Here is a 23,157-nt window from a genome sequence, read left to right as displayed (position 1 = left end):
TTTCCCGAGCCACCTCCGGCTGGAGCCGGAAGGCTTTTTTCTCATCCTTGGTAGGATGCCAAACTTTTGGAGCATAAAAAAGATGGGACTCCCGAGAGAGTCCCATCTTTTCTTAGTTCTTAGAAGAGCCGCAATTATTTCAGTTCTACAGTTGCGCCAGCGTCTTCCAGTTTCTTCTTCATTTCTTCAGCTTCAGCTTTAGCTACGCCGGTTTTAACTTCTTTCGGAGCGCCATCAACGAGAGCTTTAGCGTCTTTCAGGCCAAGGCCGGTGATTTCACGAACGGCTTTGATAACCTGGATCTTCTTTTCGCCGATTTCTTTGAGAACTACGTCGAATTCGGTCTTTTCTTCAGCTGCTGCAGCTGCGCCAGCTGCCGGAGCTGCTGCTACTGCTACAGGAGCTGCAGCGGATACGCCGAATTTGTCTTCAATTGCTTTTACCAGTTCAGAGAGTTCGAGAACGGACATATTGCTAATGGCTTCAAGGATTTCTTCGTTTGTCATTTTTGTTTCCTCCATGGAATGATTTTTATGCGTATCGATTACGCAGATTCTTTCTGTTTACGCACAGCTTCGAGAGCATATGCGAGGTTCTGGATGTTGCCGTTGAGGGCACGGGCCAGTCCGGAAATAGGAGCCAGCAGGGTTGCTGCCACCATTCCGAGGAGCTGTTCTCTGCTTGGCAGATCTGCCAGTGCTTTGACAGCGTCCTTGTCGATGACTTTGCCATCGAGTACACCTGCTTTAACTGTGATTGCTTCGCTCTTGGTTTCCTTCAGGAATTCTTTCAGAGCTGCTGCCGGTGCTACGGGATCGTCCTTGCAGGTTGCAAGTCCGTTCGGACCCTGGAGCAGATCGTCAAGGCCTTCAAGACCAAGTTCGTCAGCTGCAATACGAGTCAGTGTGTTTTTAATAACTTTGTATTCAACGCCGTGAGCCAGGAATTTACGACGCAGCAGTGTTGCGTCTTTCACTGTCAGTTTGTTGAATGTGAGAAGAACAACGCCCTGGGAGGAGAGTCTGTCTTTCATTTCTGCAACAACAGCTTCCTTTTCGGGACGAATTCTTACTTCGTACTTTTCTTCGCTCATGAGTACACCTCCTCTGCTATTGGTTTATATTTATCACGTTAGCTAAAACGACCCCGCAGAGCCTGCGAGGTCGTGTACTGGCTTTCCAGTACTCAGCCTCGGGAGGCGGGCCTTGGCCCTTTAAAATGATTTACCGCCGGTCTTAAGCTAAGTGTAAATAGGCTTATTAAGCTTTTGGTGCTGCTACGCTGGAGATATCCAGATGGATACCAGGTCCCATGGTAGAGCTGATGGTCAGGCTCTTCATGTATACACCTTTTACAGAAGCAGGACGTGCTTTCTGAATGGTGTTGAAGATAGCCAGGAGGTTCTGTTTCAGTTTGTCTTCGTCAAAGGATGCTTTGCCGATGATAACCTGTACATTGCCTGCTTTGTCGGTACGGTACTGAACCTTGCCGCCTTTGATTTCGTTGACAGCTTTGGTAACATCCATGGTTACGGTGCCAACCTTCGGGTTTGGCATGAGGCCTTTCGGTCCGAGGATACGGCCCAGACGGCCAACTACAGCCATCATGTCCGGGGTAGCCACTACGACGTCAAAGTCCATCCAGCCCTGCATAATCTTATCGGCCAGTTCTTTTCCGCCTACGTAATCAGCGCCTGCTGCCTTGGCTTCGTCTTCCTTGTGGTCTTTGGCGAAAACCAGGACTTTCTTGGTTTTGCCGGTGCCTGCGGGGAGAACGGTAGCGCCGCGGAGCTGCTGATCAGCGTATTTCGGGTTGATATTGAGATTGAAAGCAGCTTCGATGGTTTCATCGAATTTCGCGGATGCTGCTTCTTTGACCAGCTTTACAGCTTCGTCGAGGTCATAGAACTTATGACTGTCAACGATGGCTGCAGCTGCCTTCTGTTTCTTTGTCAGTTTTGCCATTGTTTCCTCCTATGTGGTCATTGGGGATTTACCCTGCCACGAACGGGTCAGTCTTAGTCTACTACTTCGATGCCCATGGAACGGGCTGTGCCTTCAACGAGACGCATTGCTGCTTCTACGTCGTTAGCGTTCAGGTCAGGCATCTTTGTTTCAGCGATTTCCTTGACCTGGGCTTTGGTGACCTTGCCAGCTTTTTTCTTGTTCGGTTCACCGGAAGCTTTTTCAATACCTGCAGCCTTCTTCAGAAGAACAGCTGCCGGCGGAGTCTTACAAATGAATGTAAAGCTCCTATCTTCATAAACGGTAATTTCTACAGGGATAATCAGGCCTACCTGCTTAGCAGTGCGATCGTTGAAGTCTTTAACGAAGGCCATGATGTTAACGCCTGCCTGGCCGAGGGCCGGGCCTACTGGCGGTGCCGGGGTAGCTTTGCCTGCAGCAACCTGCAGTTTTACAACTTTAGAAACTTTCTTTGCCATAATGTTACACCTCCTATCCGTATTGGGAATGTGGTAATTTCGGGCTGTAACGGGCCCTCCCACAGTGAGACGAGCCTAGTTCAAGACAGTCTCACAAGAGTATATTTAAGGAAGTGGTTCAAAAGAACCGGCTTCCAGCTCTATCGTAGTAGTGGTACCGAAGTTGCTGATGTCAGCCTTAATTTTGGTCTTGTCATCGGAAACTTCCAGAACCACGGCGGTCCGATCTTCGAACACGCCTTTTGTTATGCGAATCCGGTCACCCGGTTTTACATTGATTTCATTCTTTGCTGCTTTGGTGCCGCCATGAATGATTTTTTCAGCTTCTTCATCGGAAAGAGGAATCGGCTTGGTGGTGGTTCCTACGAAACCGGTAACACCGGGCGTATTTCTGACCACGTACCAGCTCCTGTCATTCACTTCCATCCGGATGAGGAGATAGCCGGGGAATACTTTACGGGAGACAAGTTTTACCTTCCCGTCTTTTTCTTCTTCCTCTTCTTCCAGTGGGAGCAGAATTTCACGGATGGTATCGTCCATTCCCATGGAATGAACTTTCCTTGTCAGCGTATCTTTGACCTTATTTTCATATCCGGAATAGGTATGAATGACATACCAGCGGATATCCTTCTTGGCCCCCTCAGTAGGTTCGCCAATTTCGGTCGGAGCACTGACTTCAGCCTGATTTTCTGCTTTTACATTCTTGTTTTCAACTTCCATATCCGACATAGTCTCTCTCCTTTCAGCCCACAGCGTGTACTAACAATTTGGAGAGGCCACTGAATACGAAGTCTACTGCAACGATCAGGAATGAAACCAAAATCACGGACACGATGACGGCAATGGTGTACTGGACCATCTGGCGCTTTTCAGGCCAGATGACCTTTTTCATTTCCATCTTGGTTTCCTTGAAAAACCTGGTCCATGAAGCATTAGCTTCCTGTGCTTTCGCTGCCTGTGTCTTACGCTTCGCCTTGGCCATGCTCACACCCCAGTTTCAATCACTCAAAATTATTTGGTTTCTTTATGCAGAGTGTGTTTGTGGCACCATTTGCAATACTTCATCATTTCGATACGTTCGGTCGTATTCTTTTTATTCTTGTTTGTACGATAATTGCGGCGCTTGCATTCTGTGCATGCAAGAGTAATTCCTTCACGCATTCTTTACACCTCACTCAATCTTTCTCGGCCCGCGGCCAATTAACATGCTTGATTAGTATATCACAAGCACAATGCACAAGTCAACAGAAATTTGCAAACCTGGCATTTAAAAAAGCCGGGCCATCCCAGCAGGACTATTGTAGCATAGGGCCGGAGAGTTTGCAAATATTTTTTTACAGATTGTTTTCATGGCAATAACCGGTATTTTATCTTTCTTTTGTATACTTGATTTTAAAAGTTCATTTCATGAATGACATTTAAAACCACCATTTTGACTGCCTTTTTTATTGTATTGCCCTGGGGCAATGAGTTTTATAATGCCGCCTTCGGCGGTCACGTCCACATCAAGTATCATAATCAGGATTACCACCGTCCACACCGACTTCGCTGGATGGCGTCTCACTGGATTCGCGGGTCGCGGGGCTCCCCTATGAATCCAGTTCGCTTGCACACCCTTCGCCACTTCGTGGCCCTCTTCCCCTAAAGGGGACGCAAGAACGTTACGGGATTTACCTTTCTGCATCATATAGCATGATAAGCATTCTGCGGATTGGCTCGCTGCGCTCGCCTCCCCCTATCCGGCTGCACCGGACTTCCCCCGCAAGCGAGGGAAGAATAAAGCACCGCGAAGCATTCCTTTCATAAGTCGCTCGCAGCATAACGGAGCTTTATAGTGCCCCCCGCTTGCGGGGGAAAGGTGGTGGCGCCAGCCACCAAAGGGGGAATGCATTTCCACGCCCGCAGGGCGGTTGTAAAGGTTTTATCATAAGAGGGCGCCTTCTATAAATGTAAGGCGCCCACAACAACCCTCGTGCCAAAGGCGCGTCAAACTTAAGCCCCTTAAGAACCTTCAGCCCAGCGGGCCGTCAACCCTCAAGCCCCAAAGGGGCTTGTCCCATGCCCCATCAAAAAAATCCACCCCTTTCGGGATGGATTCTTTTTTATTTCTTTACCTTTTTCCGGGCTTCTTTATTTTTCTCTTTCTCCGCTTTCCTTTCTCTCTTTTCTTCGGCCCGTTCTTCAAATTCTTCCACTATATCTTCCGGTTCTTTCACTTTATACCAGAAGGAGTAGAGGGCCGGGACGAAGAGGAGGCCCAGGGGGGTGGCCACGGAGAGGCCGCCGATGAAGGCTGCGGACATGGGGCTCCAGAAGGGGTTCGGGAGCAGGGGAATCATGCCCAGTACTTCGGCGAAGGAGGTCAGCATGATGGGGCGGAAACGGAGGACCGCCGATTCTACCACTGCCTGATAGGGAGTCATGCCGTCTTCCAGGTGCTGACGGATCTGGTCCAGCAGGATGATGCTGTTTCGCACCACCATGCCCCCGATGGCCAGCATGCCGATAATGGCTACGAAGCCCATGGGCTTCTGGGTGACCACCAGAGTGAGGATGCAGCCGATCATGCCCAGGGGAGCGGAGATGGCGGCAATAATCATAAGGCGCAGGTCTTTCAGCTCGAACATGAGGATCATGAGGATGATGAATATCATAATCGGCACGGTAGCCATGATCTGTCCCATGGAAATGTCGCTTCGTTCCAGGGTGCCGCCTTTTTCAAGGGTATACCCTTCGGGCAGGTTATTTCTGAAATCTTTCAGTGTCTTGTCATATACAGAGGAGGCCACGGTATCTGAGGTAGCATCACCGGTAATATCACTGCGGAGGGTGATGCAGGGTTCAATATTTCTGCGCCAGATGGTGCTTGTTTCGTTCTGGTAGGAAATATCGGCGAATTCGCCCAGCGGCACGTAGCGGCCGTTTCCTACATACACCGGAAGGGAGGAAAGGCTTCCCAGACGGGCGGCGTTATCCCCTTCCAGACGGAACGAAATGGGCACCAGCTGGTCGCCCTGGTAGGATTCAGCCACTTTGTAGCCCGACAGTTTCACATAGAGGTCCTGGGAAACGGCATAGTTGTCGATGCCCAGTTCCCGTACTTTGTCCTGGTTGATTTTCAGATGAACCGTAGGTGTCTGCTGCGGCCAGTCCAGGGACGCATTGGTGACGTGGGGATTCTGCTTCATCAGAGCCAGCGCCTCTTCTGCCAGGGCTGCCGTCTTTCCGGCATCAGGTCCCCGGAGACGAAGCATTACCGGATATTCTTCCAGCGGCCCGGTCTGGATGAAGCGGGTATGGGCCCGCACTTCTGGATAGCTGTCGGCCAGGAATTTCTGCACATCTTTCTGGAGGCTGTCTCTGGAGGTGGTATCTCTGGCTACGATAATCATCTGTCCATGGTCATCTTCTGCTGCCTGGGGACTGAAAAGAAGGATGAAACGGGGCGCTGTATCTCCGATATAGGTGGAGAAGGAGGACACCCGTTTGTCACCGTACAGGCTGTCTGCCACAGCTCTCATCACTTTCTTTGTGTCCTTAATGGAGGCACCGGAAGGCAGGTTCACGTCCAGAATGATTTCCGGACGAACGGAAGGCGGGAAGAATTCCCGATTCACCAGGGGCAGGGTGAGGAGAGAGAAGATGAAAAGGCCTGCCACGCCCACAATGGCCGTTTTTCTGTAATGAATGAAACATTTCACCGCTTTGCGGAAGGCACCGTAAGCCTTTTCCTGTACTTTCACCTTGATGGGATTCGGTTTTCCCAGTTTAATGAACTGGTATCCCAAAACAGGACTGACAAAAATGGAAGCAATCCAGGAAAGTACCAGGGTGGAACTGATGACCCAGAAAAGGGAATTGGTATATTCTGTCACCTGCCCCACGGCCAGGCCCACGGGAATGAAGCCGGCTGCGGTAATCAGGGTGCCTGCCAGCATGGGGGCGGCGCAGGCCTTGTAGGCGCCTTCGGCTGACTCCATGCGGCTGCATCCATGCTCCAGTTTCACCTGCATCATTTCAATCACGATGATGGCATCATCCACCAGAAGGCCCAGGGACACGATGAGGGAGCCCAGGGACACGATATGAAGGTCAATGCCCCGCCATTTCATGAAGAGGAAAGAGGCGCACACCACCACCGGCACGCACATGGCCAGTACCATGCCGCTCCGAAGGCCCAGGGACAGGAAGCTCACCGCCATCACGATGATGAGGGCTTCAATCAGGGCTTCCGTAAATTCGGCAATGGAATTGTTGACTACCTTCGGCTGGTCAGCCACCAGGCTCACTTCCATGCCTGCCGGAAGGTCCCCTTTCATTCTGTTTACGGCAGCCTCCAGGTTCTTGCCCAGGGTCAGGTTATTGCCGCCGTCAGCCATGGCCACGGCAATGCCGATGGCCGGTTTGCCGTTGAAATACATGAGGGACGTTTCCGGGTCCGTATAGGTCTGGGTCACTTTGGCCACATCGCCCAGATGGAAACTGCGCTCACCCACATGGATAGGAATATTTTCCAGAGCTGCCGTAGTCCCCAGAAGCCCTTCCACCCGGATAGCCACGTTGCGGGTATTGGTATGGATGGTGCCGGCAGGCATCATGGCGGACTGCTGCTGCAGCACCTTGTAAATATCAGAAGGATTCAGTCCGAAAGAGGCCAGCTTGTTCTGGTCCATTTCCACATAAATCATCTGCTCCTGTACGCCCAGGAGCTTCACCTGCTGTACGTCCGGTACCAGCACCAGCTGCCGGCGGATATTTTCCGCATACTTACGCTTTTCCTCATAGCTGTAATCATCGCCGGTCAAAGCGTAAATAGAGCCGTACACATCATCGAAGCGGTCGTTAATCACCGGCCCTATGACGCCGGCAGGCATATCGCCCCACACATCGGTAATGGCGTTTCGCACATCGTGCCAGCGCTGCTTCACTTCCGATGCAGGCACTTCATCCTTCAAGTCCACATAAATAACCGTTTTGCCGTCATGGGTGAAGGACTTGATATAGTCCAGTCCCTTGGTGTCCTGGATCTTCCGCTCCAGGGGATAGGTGACCTGGTCTGTAATCTGCTCTGCCGTAGCCCCCGGCCAGGCAGCTGCCACCACCATTTCACGGATTGTGAAATTCGGATCTTCACTGCGGCCCAGGCGGAAATAGGAAAATACACCGCCAATGATAATGGAAATGATGAAGAAATAAATAATCTGTCTATGGCGGATGGCCCATTCCGCCAGATTCAGCCTTTTCATGTCCTCACCTCTTCACCTTCCGACAGCTTGGAAGCGCCGGCGGAAACGATACGGTCTCCCCGGGAAAGGCCGCCGGTAATTTCCACGGTATCATCCCCATACCGGCCCACGGTTACCGGCACCAGATGGACTTTGCCGTCCTTTACGACCCACACGGACGGATTCTCTTTCTGGGAAGCCATGGCCGACAGCGGTATCATGAATCCCTGACTGTCCTTCTGGCTGCCGAATTTCACTTCTGCCGTCATGCCTACAGCCACGGTGTCCGGCGGATCCACCAGGGTCACCTTGGCATCATAGGTGCCGGTCTGGGAATTGGGAGCGGCTGCCACATCACGCACCGTCCCTTCTACCGTCACACCGGGCAGGGCCCAGAAGGTCACTGTAGCCGGCGTACCTACACCATAGGAGCGGTACTGCTTTTCAGTGAGGGAAATATGCACATCTAGTCTGGAATCATCAATAATGGTCACCACCGGCGTACCGGCAGCCACCACCTGCCCCACCTCATAGAGAGTAGAACCGATGACGCCGTCCCGGTCTGCCGTGAGCAGGGTAAAGCCCAGATTATTCTCTGCCCGGGAAAGAGTGGCCTCCGAAGAATCCAGCTCCGCCTGGGCCAGCTGGGCCTGGTTCCTCACCTGGTCCATATTCAGGTCGGAAATAGCATTGGCCGCGTGAAGCTTTTCATAGCGGGCCAGCGTAGAATAGGCCAGGTCTGCCTTGGCCCGGGACGCAATGACCGCACTTTGGGCAGAAGCCACCTGCTCCTCGGCATCTTTGGAATCCACCTTCATCAGTGCATCGCCGGCGCTCACCCGCTGGCCCTGGTCCACATACCGGGCCATAATGCGTCCTCCTGTCTGGAAAGCCAGAGGAGATTCGAAATACCCATGCACCGTACCGGAGAAACTTGTCTTTTCCCCTTTGGCTGCTTCTCCTGCCACCACCGTCTTCACCAGCGGCGCTTCCGTAGATACGGCGGCTTCTTTACCGCAGCCGGCCATGAAAAATGCCATACCCGCTGCCGTGAGACACACCCATTTCTTCCAGTTCCTCATCTCGACTTCTCCCCCTCTTTCACAGGTGCTGCCGGACTTTGTACATGGTCCTGCTTTTCCAAACCTTTCAGCATAATATCTTCCAGAATCTCCAGCACATCTTTGCCGGTCATATTCATTTCACGAAGGAAGGCAGGGTTCGTGAGACCCTGGGCCGCGTAGAATACACACTGCCGTACCACCGGAAGATTCACCTTCCGGTACTCCCCTTTATCCACGCCTTCCTTCAGAAGTGCCACCATATCATCAAACTTCGACTCCCGGTAGCTCTCCCATTCCTTCCAGATATCCTCATACCTGGATTCCAGATCCTCATTCACCGCATCCGGCAGGTACCAGAAGGTATCAAAGAAAAGGCCGCAGAACGCCATGAGCCGTCTGTTCACCGGCCCCTCTCCATGAAGCAGAGCCTCCGCCTTCCGGTCAAACCGTTCCATGGCCCAGTGCATCACCAGACGCACCAGATCCTCCTTGGACTCCACCATCTTATAAATGGAACTTTTGCTGACATGGAGTTTCCTTGCCAGATCATCCATGGTAAACTTCAGCGATCGCGATTTCATTTCTTCCAGCGTCGCCTGCACAAGCCTGTCTTTCATTTTCCCTCCCAGTACTGATTTGGTTTTTTTAGTACTGTAGCTATTATAGGGGATACCGGTAAGGGATGTCAATAAAGGGCGGCTGCGCCGCCCCGGGTTCAAAGGGTTCAGAGGGTTCAAAGGGTTCAGAGGGTGGTGGTGGCGGCTTCGCCGCAGATTTTTAAAGGGGCGCGGCTCCGCCGCGGGTTGTGTAGAAGGGTTGTGGTTCGCTTCCGCTCAGGGGGGCAACAGCGCCTGCGGCGCTGAGGGTTGCGGATTGCCCTACGGGCAATGCTTATAAAGTCAGCGTTACGGGATTGGCTGCCTGTGTCATATGTGACACAATATCCAGTGCCACCTATTTTCTCGTTTCCCCTTGAGGGGAAGTCCCGCGAAGCGGGAAAGGGTGTACGGGGCAGAGCATCGATAGGATGCGCTATCGCGGTCCTGACCGCCAATCGGCGGCCCCCGAGCGAAGCGGTGCACAGCAAACACATTTTGCACTATGCGAACTGGATTTGTAAGGGAGCATCAGCGACCTGAAAATCCAGTGAGTCAGTGACAGCAGTGGTTGAAGGAGCGCTAGCGACGCGCAAAATGTAGTGAGTCGTTTCCCCTTTAGGGGGCAATGCATATTATAATGCCGCCTTTCGGCGGTCACGTCCACATCAAGTGTCATAATCATTCTTACCCTCGTACATCCCTTCGCCACTTCGTGGCCCTCTTCCCCTAAAGGGGACGCAAGAACGTTACGGGATTTACTTTCAGTGTCATATGGCATGATAAGCATTCTGCGGATTGGCTCGCTGCGCTCGCCTCCCCCTATCCGGCTGCGCCGGACTTTCCCCCATCCGGGGGACAGAATAAAACACCGCGAAACACTCTCTTCATAAATGGCTCTGTAGTAAGCACGGGTTATAGTGCCACTGTGGAGGTCCTGCATAGGACCTCCAAGTGGGGCGAAGTAAGGCGCCTAGCCTGCCCATTAAGGCGCTTTCCTTTTGCCGCCCCACCGAACTGCGGGGGAAAGGTGGTGGCGCCAGCCACCAAAGGGGGGAATGCATTTCCACGCCCGCAGGGCGGTTGTATGGTTTTCGCCGCCAAAGGCGGTATAAAAAATGGCGCCGAAAGCGCCGTACCTCGCCAGCGCAGCGATACTATATAACTCCCGAGGGCGAGAGCCCTCAACCCGCCTGTAAGGCGTCAGCCGATCACAGGCAGAACCCTTGGCGCCCAGGGCCAAAGGCCCGGCGGCGCCATCAACCCTCACGCCCGCAAGGGCGTGTCAACCTTCGGGAATACCGGCAAGCACCGCCCGGTCCCGGTCCCGACCGCACCAAAAGGCGCCTGAACCCTCAAGCCCCAAAGGGGCTTGTCCATAAAAGGCGCGTCAACCCTCGCCGGCACGCAGGACTCTTTCCACGCAAAAAGGCTGTGAAAAAATGGGAATCATTTCTTCACAGCCTTTTTTTATTTTTCCCTGTGTTATCCCAGACGGGCTACAATGGTTTTGGCCCAATTTCTGTCGATAATGAGATCATCTCTGGAAATGGCATCGATACGGGAAAGGGCCGCTTCTTTGATGGCATTGTAAAGAGCCTTGTCAAACTCCATGGACGCCACCATGTGACCTTCTTTCCGGAAAAGGAATCCATTCTCCCCGTCTTCGTTGGTGGCAAAGTAGATTTCATCAATGTGCTTATCCTTGTACCGTTCCTCCACATTGTCCCAAATGGAAGACTTAATGATTTCCACAATCCGGTCATCCAGCCCTGCATCGAAAATCAGGAGTTTTTCCTTGAAATCGTTATAGGAAAGGACGATGCGCTTCCGGTACCCGTCAAACGCATTGCCTCTCTGCTTCAGAATCTTTTCCATATCCCCATAGGAAGAGCCGTCGGCATCCACAAAAATCAGGATTTTGTCCTCCTGCTGGTGATAAAGGAAATTGTAATTCAAAAGAGCCGTAGCACCGCAGTCAGGGCAGCGGTAGCGGAAAGCTTCGTCGTTCCTGACCTTCTCTTTCATTTCCGGAAATTCAAGGGTATTGATACTGTCCCAAACCTGAAAGGAATGTTTCTTCCCGCACTTGGGGCAGGTGATTTCCTGCATTGCACTCTGTGACATGACAGCCTCCTAATCAACTGATTTGATTTTTATTATAGCACACCTTCGGTGTGAGGGTTGACGGGGCTTTGCCCCGAGGGTTGTGGCCGCCTGTCGGCGGCGGGTTGTGTAGAAGGGTTGTGTAGGGAAAGGTTCTTAGGATTGACCGGCCTTTGGCCGGAGGGTTCTTAAGTTTGACGGCCCTTCGGGCCGAGGGTTGCGGATTGCCCTGCGGGCAATGCTTATAAAGTCAGCGTTACGGGATTGTCATTATGGATCATATAGCTTGATATGCATTCTGCTGACTGGCTCGCTGCGCTCGCCACCCCCTATCCGGCTGCACCGGACTTCCATCTATGCAGGGGGGCAGAATAAAACACCGCGAAGCCTCGCTTCGTCACTCAACGCATAGCGAAGAATAAAGTCCCCCCACCGGGGGGAAGGTGGTGGCGCCAGCCACCAAAAGGGGTGCATTTCCTCGCCCGCAGGGCGGTTGAATAGTTTTTCGACGGGCGAAGCCCGGTTGTAAAGGTTTTATCATAAGAGGGCGCCTTCTATAATTTAAAGGCGCCCACCACAACCCTCGCCCCTAAAGGGGAAACGACTCACTATGATTTGTGCGTCGCTTTGCTCCTTCATCCACTGCTGTCACTGACTCACTGGATTTTCAGGTCGCTGATGCTCCCTTACAAATCCAGTTCGCATAGTGCAAATCATGTTCGCTGTGCACGCCAGAGGCGCGTCAAACTTAAGCCCCTTTAGTACCTTCGACCCAGCGGGCCGTCAACCCTCAAGCCCGCAGGGCTTGTCCATATGGCACCCACCATCCATATGATATAATGCAGTAAAGAATCCATTTTATCGTATATAAAAAAGGATTGATTCCCATGACCGACACAGAAAGCCTCCTGCTCTCCTGCTCCCAGGAAATCCTTCATGACTATTATGAAAAGAACGAAATCACCCTGCTTCTTGCCTTCATGGCCCGGGATATCACCTGGACGGGAGGAGGGTCCGATATGGCTGCTTCCGGACGGGATGCAGTGACCCGTTTCTTTATTACTACCAGGGACAAGATGATTCCCACAGTCCTCTCCCATGAGCAGTGGATATCCCATCCTCTGAGCCAGGACTTTTGGCTCTACACCGTGACCGCCGATCTGGAAACGGCGCCGCAGCTCCAGCTCTTTCTGAAGGAACATATGAAATGTGATTTTCTCTATCGAAGAAATCCGGAAGCTGCCAGCGGCAATGGCTGGGAACTGGTACATCTGAACAATTCCATTTCCTACAACAAGCTGAAGGATAAGGAAACCTTTGCGGTATCCGAAGGCGTGAAGGACCTTTGGCTCCATAACCACTACGGCACCGGCATGATCGACGACAGGAAGAAAGAAGAGCTCTTCCTCACCATCAATGATAAGGTTTTCCGCTATCTGTCCGAGGCCACAAGAAAAACCCTGACAGTTCTTTCCCTTTTCGACCGCTTTTCTGTGAACAAGGCCCTTTTCATGTGCCCTGACGCAGATGTGCCCGCCATCCTTTCCAGTCAGGAAAAGAACGGCCTTTTTCTCTATCTAAATCGGCAGACCCGCAAATATTTCTTCTTTCCCCTGATGAAGGAATTTCTCCAGTCCGAATTCCAAATCTGGAGCGAAGAAACACAGCGGCAGTACCTGGATAAGGCGGCCCACTGGTACTACTCCATGGGAAGCCTCCCCGAAGCCATGCGATTTGCCAGCCTGGCGAAAAACTATGAGCTCTCCCTCATTATTCTGGACAAAGGCACCGACTCCATTCTTCTGGCGGGACCCCGCATCTATCCTGCCGACCTTCTGGACCACATTCCCCATGACTTGATGAAGAAGCACATGAAAACAGTGCTTCTCATGGCCTACGACCTCTATTTCTCCGAACTTCATGCCAGCTATCGAAGGAACATGGCCCGCATCCAGCGGCTGGAGCTCTCCCTCTCGGGGCAGACGGCCTTGACCTTTCTCGAAGGGGCCACCGCCTTCAATCATCTGGACACCATGACCTCCCTCTTTGCCAAAGTCCTTGAAGACATCCGCAAATTTCATCTGGAAGACCAGTTCATAGCGCCCCGTCTCGGATTCTGCTGTCCCTCCTTCCTTATGATGTACCACTCCACGCCGGGAAAACTGAAAGAAGAAACGGAGCAGCTCATAGAAATTCAGGAAATCTGCTGCCGTATCAACCGCATGCCACATAATGGAACCTGGGCCCTCTATTTCCAGATGGAATACGCCTTCAACACCGGCCATTTCAGCGAAGCAGAAGACGCCCTCTCCACCCTGGAAGCCACCGAATCCTATAGGGAGGACCTTTCCATCCAAATCCGCTGCCTCCACTACCAGGCCATGCTCTCCTACTTCTACGGAGATACCGCCGGCCTGAAAGAGTCCCGAAAAAAGCTTCATGAACTCATGAACACCGCCCAGCCTTTCCAGGCCCTCCTCGCCCGCATGAGCGATGAAAGCCTGGAAATCATCCTCCCCTCCAGAGAAGGCGGAGACCGCCAAAATCAAGCCATCAACAGCTCCATGTTCTATTTTCCTGCCCTTACCTTCCTACACATTGTGGAAGACGAACGGCTCGTCCACCCCGGAAACGGCAGAACCCTCCTGGCTTCTGCCCGCCGCCACGAAAAACTGGCCCGCCAGCGCCGCTCCCTCATAGGCGAAATCCACGCCCTCCTCCACCAGGCCATCGCCTGCGACATGCTCCACGAAAACGCCCAATGCCTGGAAGCCATGGAAAAAGCCCTCCGCCTGGCAGAGCCGGACCACCTCATCATCCCCTTCCTCACCGTCAAAAACCGCCTCGCCTCCCGCTGGGCCCACCTCAAAGCCAGCCCTGCCTCCTCCCTCCTGAAAGACATCATGGACTCCCGCTTTGAATCGGCCGGGCAGATTCTGGAAAAAGAAATCCACCTGGATCAGCTGAGCAAAAAACTCACCGCCCGTGAAATGGGCATCATCCGCCTCGTCATGAAAGGCAGAACCAATAAAGAAATCGCCGCTGAAATGAACGTGGCGGAAATCACCATAAAAAAAGCGCTCTCCCTTATCTATAAAAAACTGGACATCAAAAACCGCGCCCAGCTGGTAGGGATGTTTAAAGAAAAATGAGGGGGCGGCTTTTGGACACACCCTATCGGGTGTGAGGGTTCAGAGGGTTCAGAGGGGTTCAGAGGGGTTCAGAGGGGTTCAGAGGGGTTCAGAGGGGTTCAGAGGGTGGTGGCGGCTGACGCCGCAATTTTAAAAAAGGGGCGCGGCTGGCGCCGCGGGTTGTGTAGAAGGGTTGCATAAAAAGGGTTCTTAAGATGGATGGGCCTTCGGTCCAAGGGTTCGTAAGTTTGACGGGGCCTTTGGCCCCGAAGGTTGCGGATTGCCGTCGGCGGGTTATGTTCGCTTCGCTCAGGGGGCAATGAGTTTGTAATTCCGCTTTGCGGAATGAAAAACCAAACAACCGGGCCTTCGGCCCGTTGGAAATGCACCCCTTCTGCCTGCGGCATCTCCCCCGGTGGGGGAGATTTGCTCTCCCCTTACCTTAGTGCTGACTTAAGCCGCTCAACGCATAGCGAAGAATAAAGTCCCCCCGCCGGGGGGAAGGTGGTGGCGCCAGCCACCAAAAGGGGTGCATTTCCTCGCCCGCAGGGCGGTTGTATGGTTTCCCTACGGGCAAAAGCCCGGTTGTACAGTTTTCCCGCCCCATCGGTTGTTCCTTGAAATGATTCCCACTGTTTCCTGCTTCTATAGCATTTCTCCATCAAGGAGTCCCTTATGAACCATCCTCCTTTGAACCGCACCTTAAAAGTCAGAGCTGCCTCCCTGCGAAAAGGGATGACTCCGGAGGAGAAGAAACTCTGGTACCAATACCTCCGCTCCTATCCCGTCAAATTTCGCCGTCAACAGATACAGGCCCCTTTTATCCTTGACTTTTACTGTCATCAAGCCAGATTGGCCATAGAAATCGACGGCTCTCAGCATTACACCGATTACGGCAGGAGCTATGACCAGTGGCGCACAAAACATATAGAAAAAGAAGGCATTGCTGTCCTCCGCTTCTCCAACAGTGATATCCACCACCGCTTCGACGGCGTCCGCATCATGATTGATTTGATCGTAAAGAAAAGGATGGAAGAGCTAAAGGAAAACCAATCTTAAACCCTATATGCCTTTAGCAAGAAAAAACAAACAACCGGGCCTATGGCCCGTTGGAAATGCACCCCTTCTGCCTGCGGCATCTCCCCCGGTGGGGGAGATTTGCTCTCCCCTTACCTTAGTGCTGACTTAAGCTGAAGTGGTAAACTAAAATTGGACACAGAGGGGGTAATCTTTAGACATACAAGTGTACACTGCATAGGCAGTGCAAAATAAGCACTGGACAGAGTATCCCCTTTACTGGACAGGAGGTTTGCCATGAAGTACACGAAAGAACAAAGATTGGACATCGGTCGACGAATTTACTACAGCGAAATAAGCCGGTATGAAGCCGCAGAAGAATATGGCATCAGTGAGCAGACCGCACGGAATTACATGAGAATGTATCGGGATGCCAATCGGCTGCCGCCCAAACGCGGACAGAGATCCATCAGCGCACTTTCTTTCAAGAAAGAGCCGGCAGAGCTGGATGAACTGAAATCTATGACAAAGGAGGAATTGATCCAGGAGCTGATTAAAGCCAGGATCACAGAAGCAAGGCTAAAAAAAGGATACGAGGTGAAGGGAGATGGTACGGTCATTCTATACGCCAGCAAGACTACCAAGTGATTATGGAACTGTCAGGAGAAATCCCAGTGAAGATTCTATGTAAAGCAATGGGCATCCAGCGGAGCAGTTTCTACGCATGGAAGAAGCATCTTTCTCATCCTTCGGAAAGAGAGAAGAACCTTGCAAGCAATGTCAGGCTGTTTCAAGAATACCACTTGAAGTATCCATCGCATGGTTACCGCTGGCTGAATGCCAAGATACGCCTGGACAAAAACATTGTCCTGTCTGACCCCTATGCTCATAAGTGTTGCAAGATTGCGGGAATCAAGAGCAAGTCCAAGCATTACCGCTACAAGAAGGCTGGAGATCCGGCGCGAATATTCCCCAATCTGCTCCTGTCAGAGATGCAGATTGACGGGCCAATGCAGTGCATCGTGAGCGATATGACAGCGTTTTATGTGAAGGGCACCTACTACGAACTGACTCTTTACATGGATCTCTGGAACGATGAGATTGTCAGCCATTCCCTTTCGGCAAAGCGTGGCGACCGCATGACCTATATCAGTGGGCTGAAAGATCTGATTGCATGGAAGGAGCAACATCCGGAGCACCAAATGATTCTGCACACGGACCAGGGATCTGTCTACGCATCTAAGGCCTACAACGACCTGTTGCCCATGTACGGCATTACCCGGTCGATGTCACGTGCCGGAACGCCGACAGATAACGCTGCAATGGAATCTGTCAATGGATGGATTAAGGCCGAGATGTTCATGGACTTACACGTGACCGGGGAGAAGTCCGTCGCGGAAGAGGTGGATAATTACATCCATTTCTTTAACGAATATAGGCCGGCCTATACATTGGGCTACCTGACGCCGAAGCAGTACCGAGAACGCCATATTTTTAACTGCTGAACTTATTCAAGTTATAGTTGGCATGAAGTGTCTGTCGGTTCCCGAGGCAATGTTGGAAGATTCACTGCGCCTTGTACAAGTATTCAATTTTTATGCCTAATTTTTTTAGTTTCGTGTCCAATTTTTGTTGACAAGTGCAAAGCCGCTCAACGCATAGCGAAGAATAAAGTCCCCCCGCCGGGGGGGAAGGTGGTGGCGCCAGCCACCAAAAGGGGTGCATTTCCGACGCCCGCAGGGCGGTTGTAAAGTTTTTTTATAAAAGGGCGCCATCTATAAATTAGAGGCGCCCTACAACAACCCTCGCGCCAGAGGCGCGTCAAACTTAAGCCCCTTAAGTACCTTCGGCCCAGCGGGCCGTCAACCCTCAAGCCCCATAGGGGCTTGTCACAATCCCATCGCAAAACCCCCGGGACTTTCGTCCCGGGGGTTTATTATCCCTTTCCCCTCCGGGGGGAAGGGGCAGGGATTATATCCTCATATCACTGTCCTTCATATTAGCAGTCATCCGGCTTGGAGGGATGAAGGGGGAGTGATTGGTGAGGCTAGGCTTTTTTCTGGGCTGCCATGGCCTGGAGTTCGGGGCGGAATTCTTCAACCAGTTTCTTTTCCGCCTTAGCGCCTTTGGAGAGGGCGTTGTAGATGATTTCTGCCATTTCATAGCGGGTCATCTGCCGTTCTCCGTGGTACTTGCCGTCCTCATAGCCTTCCACGATGCCATTGCCTGCCAGACGGGAAACGGCTTCGTAGGCCCAGTGATTCTCCGGCACATCCGGGAAATCTTTGGACATGTTGGGATTCAGTACGGAGAGGAGAGCGTCCATGCGGGCGGTAAGGTCGTCCACTTTAGCACGGAGTTCCTTATTTTCTGCTGCAGCTGCCTTCATCTGTGCCTCTTTGGCTTTGTTGCCGCCGTGGCCGAGACGGAGGGATACGCCGCCGCCGAACATATTCTCACCGGTGCCCATGGCAGCGGAGGCATTGACCATCACGTTTTCATTAGGCCGGTAGAATACGCCTACCGCACTGGCAGTTTCGCTGCCGGAGCTGCCTACTGCTGCTGCCACATTCCACTTAGAGTCTTCATCGAATTCCAGGGGGTGCAGGTTTGCCATAGCTGCGGCGTTGGCGCCTACCTTGTCGATCTTGTTGTCCAGTTTATCCACTCTGGTTTCCACGGTGCCCATACGGGTTTCCAGTCCACTGACCCTGGTATTGGTCTCATAGAGCTGTCCGCCGGAAACGGCATCGGTGGAGCCTGCGTGGCTGATATCTGCCGGAGCCAGGCCGGTGACTTTAGTGCCGCCGGCATTGATGCCATTTTCATCAATCTTGATGCCTGTACCTTTCACGGTGTAGGAAGCTGCATCCACATTTCCGCCGACCGAGAGGTCTTTCTTCATGGTCACAATATCATCAAAGGTTGCAGTGCTGGTCACATGGAGTGTATCGGTGGTGGTGCCGCCGGTTACAGTGGCTCCGTTGTTAACCACCAGTTTAGCGGTAGTTGTGGTGCCTTTCACATCCAGGTTCTTTTCCATGGTGACATCATCCTTGAATGTGGACTTGCCGCCCACTTCCAGGGTGCCATCCAGCTTGGTGTTGCCTTTCACTGCCAGATCGTTTTCTACTGTAGCGTTTTCCTTCATGGTTACATCTTTCTTGAAGGTGGACGTGCTGTTGACGGTGAGAGTGGTTTCTGCGCCTTCCTTGCCGAGGGTGGTGTTTCCATCTACCGCTGCATTGCCGCGAACGCCCAGGTCTTTCATCACTTCCGCATAGTCCATGGTTGCCTTGCCGGTTTCCAGTGTGTTTCCGGAAATGGTGGTCTTTGTGACGGATCCTTCTTCAATGGCAGTGCTGTGTGCCTTGTTTTCAAAGGTGGTACCATTGGTATCACTGGTTACGGTGTTATCGCCAGTCAGATTGGTAATCTTGGTGGCAGAATTTCCAATTTCTCCATCTGCAAAGTTCAGGATATCACCGGACACTTCGTTCAGGATATCTTTCGACTTGTTGTAAATGGTGCCGCCTTCCGCCGTATTGGTGATACCATCGGCAGTCATTTCACTCTTCACTGCAGAGCCGTCGCCAATCTGGTTGGTAATCTTTTCGGAAGCTGTGTTGGTGATGTTCTTGGCACTCAGGCTGCTGTCGCCGGTTACGGTCGTGGTCTGATTGCCACCGATGGTGTTGACCTGGTCACCGGTGATGCTGTTGGTCTGCTTGCCGGTCACAGTCGTGCTCTGATCGCCATTGACTTTCGTGGTCTGGCTGCCGTAGGTTTCGTTCACGGCACCCTTCACGGTTTCAGTCTTGTTACCGCTGACCGTATTGGTCTGATCCTTGGCTACCACAGTAGTCTGGTTGCCACCAATGTTCGTGCTCTGGTCGCCATCAACGGTAGTTGCCTGGCTGCCGTACTTCTCGGTTACAGAACCCTTGACAGTTTCGTTCTTGCTGCCGCTAACATTATTGGTCTGGTTACCGGTTACGATGGTAGTCTGGTTGCCACCCACAGAGGTCTTCTGGTCGGTCTTGACGTTGGTCTCCAGGGCATTGAAGTTTTCAGTTTCGTTGCCCTTCACATTGACGGTACGGTTGCCGGAAACCGTGGTGGTCTGGTTTCCAGTTACCGCATGGGTTTCGTCGCCGCCCACCTTCGTGCTCAGGTCGGACTTGTAATCTTCCGTAACCTTGCCGGTTACGGTGGTGGTGCTGGTCCCCATGATGGTGTCGATCAGGTTACCACCGATGGTGTTGACCTGGTCACCGGTGATGCTGTTGGTCTGCTTACCGGTCACAGTCGTGCTCTGATCGCCATTGACTTTCGTGGTCTGGCTGCCGTAAGTTTCGTTCACGGCACCCTTCACGGTTTCAGTCTTGTTACCGCTGACCGTATTGGTCTGATCCTTGGCTACCACAGTAGTCTGGTTGCCACCAATGTTCGTGCTCTGGTCGCCATCGACGGTAGTTGCCTGGCTGCCGTACTTCTCGGTTACAGAACCTTTGACTGTTTCAGTCTTGCTGCCGCTGACATTATTGGTCTGGTTACCGGTTACGATGGTAGTCTGGTTGCCGCCCACAGAGGTCTTCTGGTCGGTCTTGACGTTGGTCTCCAGGGCATTGAAGTTTTCAGTTTCGGTGCCCTTCACATTGACGGTACGGTTGCCGGACACGGTATTAGTCTGGTTTCCTTTTACATAATGAGTTTCATTACCGCCAACCTTGGTATCCAAATCGGACTTATAATCTTCCGTCACTTTGCCGGTGACGGTAGTCTTCATTTCACCGCCGACAGTGGTGGTCATATTGACAGAAGCATCATTGACAAGATTCTGTGCCTTATTGGTAATGGTACCTTTTTCAGCGGTGTTGGTAATATCACCGGTTGCGGTGTTCTGGATATTCTTGGCATTGGTTGCTACGGTCTTATCCGTTGCATTGTTTGTGATACCGCTTTCATCCCAGGTGGTGTAGATGGTATCTCCAAATGCGGACTGTACATGGGTGGTATCAACGAGGACTTTGTTATTGCCAACCTGATTTGTCACGCTGGTGGTGCCGGTATTCGTAATCTTAGCAGCATCGTTTGTGATGGATTTGCCGGTTGCTTTATTGGCGATACCGCCTCCATTCATCACGCTCTGCACTTCCGAACCGTCTCCAATCTGGGTGGTTACAGATTCACTGGCCGTATTGGTAATGGTTTTTGCATCATTGGTCAACGCTTCATCAGCTTTGTTGGAAATGGTCTTCGCTTCATTACTGATTGTGCCATTGGAAGCAATGTTGCTGATATTACCATTTTCAGCCTTGTTAGTGATGTTCTCAGAAGCCGTGTTTGTCAGATTCTTGGCATTATTAGAAATCGTGCCATTGGCTGCAGTATTAGCAATATTGCCATTGGTTGAGGTGTTGGTAATGTCATTTCCAGCCATATTAGCAATGGTGTCGCTGGCTGTATTGACAAGTTTACCTGCATCATTGGTGATAGTGCCGTTCTTAGCAGTGTTGGTGATGTCCATTTCTGTCTGTTCCGTACTGGTCAGAACATGGCCGTCGCCATCCTCAATTTTCTGGAGAATCTTCTTCAGGTTCTGGGTGATGTAAGATTTGTAGTTATTTCCTCCATCCTTGCCGGAAACTACAGAGCTGGATTCGCTGGCGGTCTGGGTGGATACATTGGTGTTACTATCTTTATCCGTCAGTGTGCTCTGTGACTGAGTAGATGTCTGTGTAGACAGGTTGCTGTTCTCTTTAGAATCGACAACCTTGGACGTTACATCGCTGCCTTCTACAGTCAAAGTACTCTTGCTCCACTTACCATCTGCATCGGTAGCTTTGGCCCAAGTGGAAGTGCTGTTTTCATCGTAGTCGATAGCGCTTTCTTTTTCGCTGCCATCTTTCGTGCTGGTGGCTTTCTTGTAGGAGGTGATTTCACCGGCTGCCACTTTCGTGCTGGCCGTTACGTTGTTGTCACCTACAATGCCGTTCTTGGTCAGGTCGATTTCGTCAACGTTCAGCTTGCCCTTAACAGTCAGGTCACCGCCGATAGTGGCATCGCCGCTGGTGGTAATGGTTTCAGCGCTCAGGTTCTTCACACCAGTGAGGTTGCCATTCTGCATAGTTGCCGTACCATCGGAGATGCTCTTACCCTGGATAGCGCCGCCGGCGGTCAGGTCACCGGTAATGGTGGCGCTGCCTGCTGTGAGAGCGCCCTGGATGGAAGCGCTGGCTCCCGTAATGGCGCCGCCTGCGTGGATATCACCCAATGCGGAGATATTGCCCGTGGAAGTTACGGTGCCGCCGGTAACGGAACCGCTGGTATTGATGTTGCCATTAGTAATGGTAGCAATTCCATCGGTCAGGGTCTTGCCGGTTACCGTTCCGTTGTTCATAGAAGCACCCTTACCGTCGGTTACTGTTTCGCCGGTGATGGTTGCCTTGGAAGCGACATTTCCGTTTTCATCTACGGTGAAAGCCCCGTTGGCCCCTTTGATCTTGCCGTCAGCGCTCATCGCTGCCTTGGCTTCGCTGTAGGTATCGCCGCCGGTGTAGACACCGTCTTTATCCACCACCGTGCTGTTGGTGCCAACTTTGATCCCCTTTTCGTTCAGGGTAATCTGGTTGTCCTTGCCCTTGTTCAGGATCATTTCCTTGGCATCGGTCTTGGAGGTGGTCACGTTGCCCTGGGCGTCAATGGTAGTGGTGTTCTTTTGCAGAACATTGTCATTGCTCAGGCTCAGTCCGCTATTGACGGCTTCCGCCAGTTTTTTATCAGCCCCGATGCGGGCTGCTTTTTCCGCTGCGTCAGCATCTGCACGGGCCTTGGCTTCATTGGCATCCGCTGCATTCAAAGCCTTGAATCCATCTGCCACATTCTTGTTGATGGTATTGAATCCATCTACCATATTCTGGTTGACCTGCTGAATCACCTTGTCCTGGGCTTTATCAGCACCGATGCGGGCAGCCGTTTCATCATACAGGCCCTTTCCCAGTGCGGTCACATTTTCGCCGATTTTCTTATCCGCTTTCACGACACCGGCATCCTGTACCGCTGCATCAGTCTTGCTCACATAATTGTTCCCAGTTTCATTCAGTACATAGTTCTTAACGGCAGTAATCCGGTCATTCAGGGTCTTATCGCCGGCTTTGATTTCATCATGGATCCCATTGGCTTCGTTCGTGATGCGTTCGTTCAGTTCATTGTCTTTCGCTTCCCGGGCTGCAGCTTCCTTGGCATCTGCCTGGTTCAAGGCAGTGAATCCATCAGCCACGTTCTTGTTGATGGTGTTGACGCTTGTTACCAGGTTATCATTGACCTGCTGAATCACCTTGTCCTGGGCTGCATCGGCACCAAGACGGGCGGCGGTTTCTTTGGCCAGAGCGGCGTCCAGGTTGGTCACATTCTCGCCGATGGTCTTATCTACTTTGACGATGGCTCCGTCCTGTACCGCTGCATCAGTCTTGCTCACATAATTGTTCCCAGTTTCATTCAGTACATAGTCCTTAACGGCAGTAATGCGGTCATCCAGGACGCTCAGGTTCTGGCCCACGGTATTAGTCTTCT

General features: G+C 52.1%; 16 protein-coding genes. 4 read left to right on the top strand and 12 right to left on the bottom strand.

Going from position 1 to position 23,157, the window contains the following annotated elements; genetic code table 11:
* Positions 1-134: 134 nt before the first annotated feature.
* From rplL to NW747_RS05580, 11 genes are all read right to left on the bottom strand, one after another.
* A complete protein-coding gene (rplL, locus tag NW747_RS05630) occupies positions 135-506 on the bottom strand; it encodes a 50S ribosomal protein L7/L12 (protein ID WP_008860358.1) in 372 nt (123 codons plus the stop codon).
* Between the two features lie 38 nt (positions 507-544).
* Positions 545-1,093: a 50S ribosomal protein L10 gene (rplJ, locus tag NW747_RS05625; RefSeq protein ID WP_008860357.1), complete on the bottom strand. Its 549-nt coding sequence runs from the start codon at positions 1,091-1,093 to the stop codon at positions 545-547.
* Positions 1,094-1,259: 166 nt separating this feature from the next.
* Positions 1,260-1,964, bottom strand: coding sequence for a 50S ribosomal protein L1 (rplA, locus tag NW747_RS05620; protein ID WP_008860356.1), 705 nt, complete (start codon positions 1,962-1,964; stop codon positions 1,260-1,262).
* 53 nt (positions 1,965-2,017) lie between these two features.
* A complete protein-coding gene (rplK, locus tag NW747_RS05615) occupies positions 2,018-2,443 on the bottom strand; it encodes a 50S ribosomal protein L11 (protein WP_008860355.1) in 426 nt (141 codons plus the stop codon).
* Positions 2,444-2,548: 105 nt separating this feature from the next.
* Positions 2,549-3,172: a transcription termination/antitermination protein NusG gene (nusG, locus tag NW747_RS05610; protein ID WP_008860354.1), complete on the bottom strand. Its 624-nt coding sequence runs from the start codon at positions 3,170-3,172 to the stop codon at positions 2,549-2,551.
* Positions 3,173-3,185: 13 nt separating this feature from the next.
* The gene (secE, locus tag NW747_RS05605; RefSeq protein ID WP_008860353.1) at positions 3,186-3,425 is read right to left on the bottom strand and encodes a preprotein translocase subunit SecE; all 240 of its coding nucleotides are present in this window, start codon (positions 3,423-3,425) and stop codon (positions 3,186-3,188) included.
* Between the two features lie 29 nt (positions 3,426-3,454).
* On the bottom strand, positions 3,455-3,604 hold the full coding sequence (gene rpmG / locus NW747_RS05600) for a 50S ribosomal protein L33 (protein WP_008860352.1): 150 nt from the start codon (positions 3,602-3,604) through the stop codon (positions 3,455-3,457).
* Between the two features lie 941 nt (positions 3,605-4,545).
* On the bottom strand, positions 4,546-7,689 hold the full coding sequence (locus NW747_RS05595; protein ID WP_273185798.1) for an efflux RND transporter permease subunit: 3,144 nt from the start codon (positions 7,687-7,689) through the stop codon (positions 4,546-4,548).
* Complete coding sequence (locus NW747_RS05590; protein WP_273185795.1) at positions 7,686-8,750, bottom strand: efflux RND transporter periplasmic adaptor subunit; 1,065 nt, start codon at positions 8,748-8,750, stop codon at positions 7,686-7,688. The genes NW747_RS05595 and NW747_RS05590 overlap by 4 nt, the downstream gene beginning before the upstream one ends.
* Positions 8,747-9,349, bottom strand: a complete 603-nt coding sequence (locus NW747_RS05585; RefSeq protein ID WP_273185794.1) for a TetR/AcrR family transcriptional regulator — start codon at positions 9,347-9,349, stop codon at positions 8,747-8,749. The genes NW747_RS05590 and NW747_RS05585 overlap by 4 nt, the downstream gene beginning before the upstream one ends.
* Positions 9,350-10,813: 1,464 nt before the next feature.
* Positions 10,814-11,455: a CpXC domain-containing protein gene (locus NW747_RS05580; protein WP_008860348.1), complete on the bottom strand. Its 642-nt coding sequence runs from the start codon at positions 11,453-11,455 to the stop codon at positions 10,814-10,816.
* A gap of 866 nt (positions 11,456-12,321) precedes the next feature.
* Between NW747_RS05580 and NW747_RS05575 the strand changes: the two genes are divergently transcribed.
* From NW747_RS05575 to NW747_RS05560, 4 genes are all read left to right on the top strand, one after another.
* Positions 12,322-14,586, top strand: a complete 2,265-nt coding sequence (locus NW747_RS05575; protein ID WP_273185789.1) for a helix-turn-helix transcriptional regulator — start codon at positions 12,322-12,324, stop codon at positions 14,584-14,586.
* A gap of 654 nt (positions 14,587-15,240) precedes the next feature.
* Positions 15,241-15,624 carry an endonuclease domain-containing protein gene (locus tag NW747_RS05570; protein ID WP_273185787.1) on the top strand — a complete coding sequence of 128 codons (384 nt, stop codon included), beginning with the start codon at positions 15,241-15,243 and terminating at the stop codon, positions 15,622-15,624.
* Between the two features lie 255 nt (positions 15,625-15,879).
* Positions 15,880-16,230: a hypothetical protein gene (locus NW747_RS05565; RefSeq protein WP_273185784.1), complete on the top strand. Its 351-nt coding sequence runs from the start codon at positions 15,880-15,882 to the stop codon at positions 16,228-16,230.
* Positions 16,227-17,087 carry an IS3 family transposase gene (locus tag NW747_RS05560; protein WP_273185781.1) on the top strand — a complete coding sequence of 287 codons (861 nt, stop codon included), beginning with the start codon at positions 16,227-16,229 and terminating at the stop codon, positions 17,085-17,087. The genes NW747_RS05565 and NW747_RS05560 overlap by 4 nt, the downstream gene beginning before the upstream one ends.
* Positions 17,088-17,629: 542 nt before the next feature.
* Here NW747_RS05560 and NW747_RS05555 read toward each other — a convergent pair.
* On the bottom strand, positions 17,630-23,143 hold the full coding sequence (locus NW747_RS05555) for an S-layer homology domain-containing protein (RefSeq protein ID WP_273185778.1): 5,514 nt from the start codon (positions 23,141-23,143) through the stop codon (positions 17,630-17,632).
* Positions 23,144-23,157: the final 14 nt, after the last annotated feature.

Origin of the sequence: Dialister succinatiphilus, from assembly GCF_928721695.1 — a bacterium.
GTDB lineage: Bacteria > Bacillota > Negativicutes > Veillonellales > Dialisteraceae > Dialister > Dialister succinatiphilus.
This window is presented reverse-complemented; position numbering and strand designations above follow the sequence as displayed.